Below are 7,707 nucleotides of genomic sequence, written 5' to 3' on the forward strand. Positions count from 1 at the left end.
TTACTCCTTTTCAATAGAAACTTTAACCGTTGCAACTATTTCAGGATAAACCCTAACAGGCACAGTCAAAGTGCAAAGTGATTTTATATTTTCCTTTAATTCTATTTTTCTTTTATCAATTTCAATTTTATGTTGTTTCTTCAAAGCATCACTGATGTCTTGAGAAGTTATCGAACCAAATAGTTTATCACCATTTCCTGTTTTAGTCTTTATAACAACTTCTAATTTTTCTAAAACATCTTTTAACTCTTTTGCATTTTTTATATTTTCAGCTTCAATTCTCTTTAATTCAGCTTGTTCTTTTTCCCAAATTTCAAGATTTTCTTTAGTAGCTTCTTTAGCCAATCCATTTGGAATTAAAAAATTTCTTGCATAACCTGTCTTAGCATTAACAAGTTCTCCTGCTTTCCCAAAACTCTTTACATCTTTAATTAAAATTACTTTCATCTATATCTTCCTCCAATAAATATTCATCTATAGCTTTCTTTAATCTCTCAATTGCTTCATCCATAGAACAATCAAGTCTTGCTCCGGCAGAAGTATAATGTCCTCCACCACCTATTTTTTCTAAAATTAATTGAACTGAAATTTTACCAAGACTTCTTCCACTTATATGGATTTGTCCTGAAACTCTAGTTAAAACAAAACTGCATTCTATATCTAAAACGCCAAGCAAATCGTCTGCAGCCTGTGCCGCAATTAACATTGACTCCTCAATTTCTTCAGGAAAAACTCCAATACAAATGTAATTTCTATATGAAATCGCGTTAGATAAAACATTTGATTTTAATTTAATTGTATTGAAATTATCTTTGAAAAGATGTTTAACTGCAATACTGTCAGCTCCAAAACGTTTCAAGAATGACGCCATTTCAAAAGTTCTTACTCCTGTTTGATAATAGAAATTTTTAGTATCTACTACAATTCCGGCAAGTAAAGCTTCTGCAATTAATTTATCCAAATCAATTTTTTCAAACATATAATAAATTATTTCAGTTACAAGTTCACAAGCGGATGATGCATAAGGCTCAAGATAAGTCAGCATTGAATTTTCAACAAAATCTTTTCCGATTCTATGATGATCTACTACAACAATTTTTGAAGTAACATCTAATAAATATGGTGCTTCTGTTGAAAGTTTTCTGGAATTATCAACCAAAATAACTAAACTTGTATCTCTACAAATATCATAAGCTTTTTCGGGAGAAATCATCATATCAATATATTCAGGATTCCCAACTCTAACTCTGTCATACACATTTCTAATTGTAATAGGAACATCTTCTAAAACCATATAGCAATCTTTCTTCAATTCCTTACAAATTGCCATTACTCCAAGTCCCGCTCCAAAACAGTCCATATCAGGATTCTTATGTCCCATTACAAAAACTTCTGAAGATTCTCTTATTATACCTTCAAGTGCTTGAGAAATAACCCTTGCCTTTACCTTATTTCTTTCTACACCTTTACTATTTTTACCACCGAAAAATTCTAAATCTTCTCCATTTTTAAAGACAATTTGTGCTCCTCCACGTCCTAATGCCATATCAAGAGCAGTTAAAGCTTCCTTATATCTTTCAAAAGGATTATTTCCTCCAAGTCCAACCCCTATACTTAAAGTCGGCTTTATTTTCCCGGAAACTTCTATAGCTTTTAATTTTTCCATTACACTGAATTTATCATTTTTAATTTTTCGTAAAATTGAATTATTTGATATAATAATGTATTTTCCTGAATCATACTTTCTGACAATTGCACCTAAACTTGAGAAATAGCTTATTATAGTCTTATCCATTTCAGCAAGTAACAAAGTTCTAAAATCTTCTTTAGTATTACTTCTTACATCCTCATAATTATCAATATAAACTAAAATTGAATTTAAAGTTTCATCTTCATATTGCTTTTCAAGTTTTGAAAATTCTAAATTGTCTATTAAATAAATAATTACATTTACATCGCCATTATCTTCATCTTTTACTACATTATAATAAACAATATAATTAAATTTTTCTGTTTCCCAACTTGCTTTTCCGGAACCCTCTTTTAAAACTTCAGCAATATCAAAATTTGAAATTTCTGAATTTATATCAATTCCTACAATATCTTGTCCTGAAAAAAGTGCTGAAAATTCCGGACTATACCATTTAACTCTACCTTTATTATTCAATACAGCTACAGGAAATGGCATCTTATAAACAACTTCACTTGCAATATTATCTAGAGAATCTCTATATCGATTTACATCATTTTCATATTCCACATTTTTATTCTTTACATAATATAAAATTAAAACAAATGAAATCAAAGTTAATAAAAAGGATATAATCCCAAATATAAATTGAAAATAAAGTACAAAAGCCGAAATTATCATCATAAATAAAAATAAAACATAAAAATCTGATAATTTAACTAATTTCTTTCCCATTTCACACCTCGCTTAATTGAACTATAAATTCCATAAATAAAATATACTGAATAAATAATAGCAAAAAATATTGAAATAAAACTTAGAATATTTGCCACTATTTTATTTGTTTTTTACTTAGTAATGCATTTAACTTTATAAAACCTTGAACTATCATAATACTAATAAATGCTATAAGTAAATTTAAGCAAATCAAATAAACCTCATAAAATTTTTCTACACCATTAATATTTACAAAAATCATTACAGCTAAAATTGCTATACTGAAAAATGCAAACTTAAAATCAAATGGTGTTATGAAATCATCTGAATTTCTATCAAATTTATATACTCTTTTAGATAAAAACGAATAACCCAAAGCACAAAATATAAAAGAAATTCCAAAAGAAACTGAAGGATAAATCGTCATCATTTTATTTACAAAAACTTCAACACTTTCTATATTTAAAACTTCTTTATAATTAGGATAAGATTCTAAAAATTCAGTCATAACTTTTAAAAATGTTTCATAAGAATTTGCATTTAATTTTAAAAGCATGAAATCACTTACTATAAGAATAGTCATAGCAAGAGAGCTTCCAAGTAAAATAACATATCCGTCTTTATTGGCATCCATACCTTTTATCATTATAAAAGAAATAAAAATAGGTATTAATGAAGTAAAATTCCCCAAAACAAATAAAGATAACACGAAAAACAGTCCGGAGAATAAAACATAAGTCCTAAAGTTCGATTTCTTATATAAAATAACCATGGGCACAAAACTTAATAAATTTAAAATAGGAAATAAAATCATTCCTACAGCTAAAAAATAATATAAAAATACTTTTCTATCTTGCATTTTATACCTCTATATCAAAATCATTTTTTAATAAAATATTCCTCAATGCTTTATGAAAAATCTATATTTATTTCAAGGCATAAAGGTACTTTTATTATATCATATTTCTGATTATAAATAAATGCGTTGTAAATTTAATTTTGGAAAAGAAAAACAGCAATCAATTTGAATTGCTGTTTTAAAAATTTTATTGTCTATATTTTTTCATTAAATATTTAAGTTTTGGTGTTTCAATAACTTCATCAATTTCAAAGCCCAGTTTAGTATAAATATTTCTTGCATTTTTATTGTGAAACAACAAGGTTCCCGGGAACCCACCCGATGCAAAGCATCGTGGAAGGGTGGGGTTCTTATTAGAATCAAAAACATTTAAAGAAATACTTTTTATACTTTCATCTTTAAAAATCAAATCTATAAAACCTCTTATTGCCTCTTTTCCAAAACCCATTCCTTGCTTTTTGGGATTTATCATAAATCTACCAATGTGTATATTATCTTTTTCAACTCTTATTTGCTGAATTATTCCCAAAAATTCATCCTCATTGAATATAGAAAATATATTTTCCATTTCTTTAATTTTATCATAAGTCAAAGGATATGAAATTTTTAGTCCCATCCATTGTTCTTGAAAAGCATCTCCTCTGTCATTTGACCATTTACATAAGATAGTGGCATTTTCTTTTCTTAATCCTCTTTCAAATCTAATATTCATATAAAGCCTCAGTTTGTGATAATTTTATTTTCTATACAAATAATTTTCTGCTTTAGATTTAATATATTTATTTCTAAAAGTAATAGCAATAATTAAAGGTAAAATTATAAGAGGCAAAGAAAATGTCACTCCCGCAATTGCTAAAATTTTATATTGACCTCTACCATGTAAATCCTTGCTCATTCCATTTAAAATATCAGCTAAATAATTTAAAATTACTCCATTATTTACCATTGATAACAAAACAAACTCTACCATAACTAATCCTATAAATATAAGAGCTGTCCATCTTGCAGCAACATTACATATCTCTACTTTTTTCTCCATATTTATATTTTCTGAATTTGAAATATTCTTAAACCATTTTTTTGCTCTTTCCTCTTTTGTCATATCTGATTCTCCTATAAATTTATATTTCGTCTATCCTAAAGTTTTAGTATTGCAATAACTTCATCTCCATCCATATCACCATTTTCTACGAAACCAAACGAATGATACAACTCTTTAGCAGTTTTATTTTCGGGTTCATAAGACAACCAACAATATTCTGCTTTACCACAAGGAAATGATTTAATAAAATCCAAAGCAATTCTCATAGCTTTTTTTCCAAAACCTTTTTGTTGATAAGTCTCATCAATCATCAAACGCCAAAGATTATAGTTTCCCTTTGCTATATTTGGAACATTTTCCCAAGTTTCATCCACATCATAGCCAATCATCAAAAAACCAATCGGTATATCGTTATTATAGATTCCAAAGGGAAAAGCAACACCATTTGCAGTAATAGTTAAATATGCTTCAATAATGCTTACATCATTAGATGCAACAAAATTTTTTTGTGATTCAGATACCTTTAATTTAAGTATTTCCCATATATTTTTTCTGTTTACATTTTCTATATGAAGCATAACTTCCTCCAAAGTTTAATTAATTTATAATTATTATATCATAAAAAATAGCATATTTATATAATATAAAAAATTTTATACAAAAAAGGAGAACATCTCAAAAGATGTCCTCCGATTAACAACAATCAATATTGTATTTTTTATCTCTTCTTATTTAAAAGTTTTTGAAATCTTATAATTCTTCTTTTCTCTTTCTTCTAAATACTGAGAATAATGCTGTTCCTGATAATCCCAATAATACTGTGTATAGTGCTGAATTACTTCCTGCTCCTGTCTTTGGTATTCTTGGTTTTGGTGTTCTTACATTTGTTACTACAAATCCTTCTTTTGCATTTCCTGTAATTACACTCTTATATCCATTTCCTACCGCTTTTTCCTTAACTGTATATTCTATTTTCTTTCCGTCTTTATATTCGTCAAGGTCTGTGAAACTTCCTGTCCAGTTATTTTCTTTTGTTAATACAACTTTCTTTCCTGTTTCTTTTCCATCTGCTAGTAATTCTATTGTTACACTATCAGGTCTCTTCTTATCTTGGTCATTATTATCTTTCCAAGCCTTTGTTACTTGTACTGATGTCTTTCCAGGTGTGTATGAGTTCTTAACATTGTATCCTTCTACTTCTGTTGTATAACCTTCTACCTTTTCTTCTACGATTGTGTAGTTGATTAATTCTCCATTTTCATATTTGTCAAGATTTTCAAATTTCCATTTCCAGCCATCTTTTTCAGTAACTTTCTTTGTAGCTACTTTTGTTCCGTTCTTTAATAGATTTACTGTTATTTCTGTTGGTCTCTTTCCGTCTTGGTTTTCTTTATCATCCCAAGTCTTACTTCCTTCTACAAATGTCTTTTCAGGTTCTCTTGTATTTGTTACTGTAAAGTTATTTTCTCCTGTTTTTGTACTACACTTGTATATCCGTTTCCAACTATTTTCTTCTCTTACAGTATATTCTATTTTCTTTCCGTCTTTGTATTCATCAAGGTCTGTGAAACTTCCTGTCCAGTTATTATCTTTTGTTAAAGTTACTGTCTTATCTGTTTCTACTCCATCAGCTATCAATCTAACTGTTACTATTCCAGGTCTTACTCCGTCTTGGTTATTATTATCTTTCCAAGCCTTTGTTACTTGTACTGATGTCTTTCCCGGTGTATGTGTATTTACAACATCGTTTCCTTTTACTTCTGTTGTATATTCTTCAACCTTTTCTTCAGTTATTGTATAGTTGATTAATTGTCCGGCTTCAAATTTATCAAGATTTTCAAATTTCCATTTCCAACCGTCTTTTTCTGTTACTGTCTTTGTTTCTACTACAGTTCCGTTCTTTAACAGATTAATCTTAATTTCTTTTGGTCTCTTTCCGTCTTGGTTATTATTGTCTTTCCAAGTCTTACTTCCTTCTACTTCTGTCTTTTCAGGTTCTCTTGTGTTTGTTACTGTAAAGCCGTCTTTAGCACTTCCTGTAATTACACTTGTATAGTCATTTCCTACAGCTTCTTCTTTTACAGTATATTCTATTTTCTTTCCGGCTTTGTATTCATCAAGATCTGTGAAACTTCCTGTCCAGTTATTTGCTTCTGTTAAAGTAAGAGTTTTATCTGTTGGTTGTCCGTCAGCTAATAATCTAACTGTTACACTTGCAGGTCTTACTCCGTCTTGGTTATTTTTATCTTCCCAAGCCTTTGTTACTTGTACTGATGTCTTTCCCGGTGTGTATGAGTTCTTAACATTATGTCCTTCTACTTCTGTTGTATAACCTTCTACCTTTTCTTCTACGATTGTGTAGTTGATTAATTCTCCATTTTCATATTTGTCAAGATTTTCAAATCTCCATTTCCAATCATCTGCTTTTGTAACTGTCTTTGTAGCTATTTTAGTTCCATTCTTTAACAGATTAATCTTAATTTCTTTCGGTCTCTTTCCGTCTTGGTTTTCTTTATCATCCCAAGTCTTACTTCCTTCTACAAATGTCTTTTCAGGTTCTCTTGTATTTGTTACTGTAAAGCCTTCTTTTGCACTTCCTGTAACTTTACTTTCATATCCGTTTCCTACAGTTTCTTCCTTAACAGTATAATCAATCTTTTTACCGTCTTTGTATTCATCAAGATCTGTGAAACTTCCTGTCCAGTTGTTTGCTTCTGTTAAAGTAAGTTTATCACCTGTTTCTACTCCATTTGCAAGTAACTTAATTGTTACACTTGCAGGTCTTTTTCCGTCTTGGTTGTTCTTATCTTCCCAAGCCTTTGTTACTTGTACTGATGTCTTTCCCGGTGTATATGAATTCTTAACATTATGTCCTGTTACTACTGTTGTATAACCTTCTACTTGTTCTTCTGTAATTGTGTATTTGATTACTTCTCCATTTTCATACTTGTCAAGATCTTCAAATTTCCATTTCCAATCATCTGCTTTTGTAACTGTCTTTGTAGCTATTTTAGTTCCATTCTTTAACAGATTAATCTTAATTTCTTTTGGTCTCTTTCCGTCTTGGTCATTTTTATCATCCCAAGTCTTACTTCCTTCTACAAATGTCTTTTCCGGTTCTCTTTTATTGATTACATTGAATTCAGTTTCTGAAGTTTGTGTGATAAAACCTGCATATCCGTTTCCAACATCTTCTTCTTCAATTGAATAATCAATCTTTTTACCGTCTTTGTATTCATCAAGATTGTCAAAACTTCCCTTCCAACCATTTTCTTTTGTTAAAGTAATAGTTTTATTAGTTGGTTGTCCGTTTGCAAATAACTTAATTGTTACACTTGTAGGTCTCTTTCCGTCTTGGTTATCTTTATCTTCCCAAGCCTTTGTTACTTTTACTGATGT

Annotated in this window: 7 protein-coding genes; all 7 read right to left on the reverse strand. The window is 29.1% G+C overall.

All coding sequences use genetic code 11. The features are described 5' to 3' along the window. Positions 1 to 447, reverse strand: a complete 447-nt coding sequence (rplI, locus tag HMPREF9127_RS07325) for a 50S ribosomal protein L9 (protein WP_009448514.1) — start codon at positions 445 to 447, stop codon at positions 1 to 3. After that, entirely contained in the window at positions 428 to 2,425 is a 1,998-nt protein-coding gene (locus HMPREF9127_RS07330) for a DHH family phosphoesterase (protein WP_009448669.1), read from the reverse strand. Before HMPREF9127_RS07330 ends, rplI begins: the two co-directional genes overlap by 20 nt. 97 nt (positions 2,426 to 2,522) lie before the next feature. After that, on the reverse strand, positions 2,523 to 3,266 hold the full coding sequence (locus HMPREF9127_RS07335; RefSeq protein ID WP_009449009.1) for a YybS family protein: 744 nt from the start codon (positions 3,264 to 3,266) through the stop codon (positions 2,523 to 2,525). Between the two features lie 187 nt (positions 3,267 to 3,453). Continuing rightward, entirely contained in the window at positions 3,454 to 3,978 is a 525-nt protein-coding gene (locus HMPREF9127_RS07340) for a GNAT family N-acetyltransferase (protein WP_009448513.1), read from the reverse strand. Positions 3,979 to 4,002: 24 nt separating this feature from the next. Then, positions 4,003 to 4,368, reverse strand: a complete 366-nt coding sequence (locus HMPREF9127_RS07345; protein ID WP_009449145.1) for a hypothetical protein — start codon at positions 4,366 to 4,368, stop codon at positions 4,003 to 4,005. A gap of 35 nt (positions 4,369 to 4,403) precedes the next feature. Next, the gene (locus HMPREF9127_RS07350) at positions 4,404 to 4,886 is read right to left on the reverse strand and encodes a GNAT family N-acetyltransferase (protein WP_009449037.1); all 483 of its coding nucleotides are present in this window, start codon (positions 4,884 to 4,886) and stop codon (positions 4,404 to 4,406) included. A gap of 172 nt (positions 4,887 to 5,058) precedes the next feature. Beyond that, a partial coding sequence (locus HMPREF9127_RS07355) for a Cna B-type domain-containing protein (RefSeq protein ID WP_009448984.1) occupies positions 5,059 to 7,707 on the reverse strand: 2,649 nt, incomplete at its 5' end.

The organism is Parvimonas sp. oral taxon 393 str. F0440 (assembly GCA_000223315.2).
Taxonomy (GTDB): Bacteria; Bacillota; Clostridia; order Tissierellales; family Peptoniphilaceae; genus Parvimonas.

Coding starts and splice junctions, on each gene's coding strand:
- HMPREF9127_RS07330 (WP_009448669.1), bottom strand. CDS start 2,425: ATGGGAAAGAAATTAGTTAAATTATCAGATTTTTATGTTTTATTTTTA.
- rplI (WP_009448514.1), bottom strand. CDS start 447: ATGAAAGTAATTTTAATTAAAGATGTAAAGAGTTTTGGGAAAGCAGGA.
- HMPREF9127_RS07340 (WP_009448513.1), bottom strand. CDS start 3,978: ATGAATATTAGATTTGAAAGAGGATTAAGAAAAGAAAATGCCACTATC.
- HMPREF9127_RS07345 (WP_009449145.1), bottom strand. CDS start 4,368: ATGACAAAAGAGGAAAGAGCAAAAAAATGGTTTAAGAATATTTCAAAT.
- HMPREF9127_RS07350 (WP_009449037.1), bottom strand. CDS start 4,886: ATGCTTCATATAGAAAATGTAAACAGAAAAAATATATGGGAAATACTT.
- HMPREF9127_RS07335 (WP_009449009.1), bottom strand. CDS start 3,266: ATGCAAGATAGAAAAGTATTTTTATATTATTTTTTAGCTGTAGGAATG.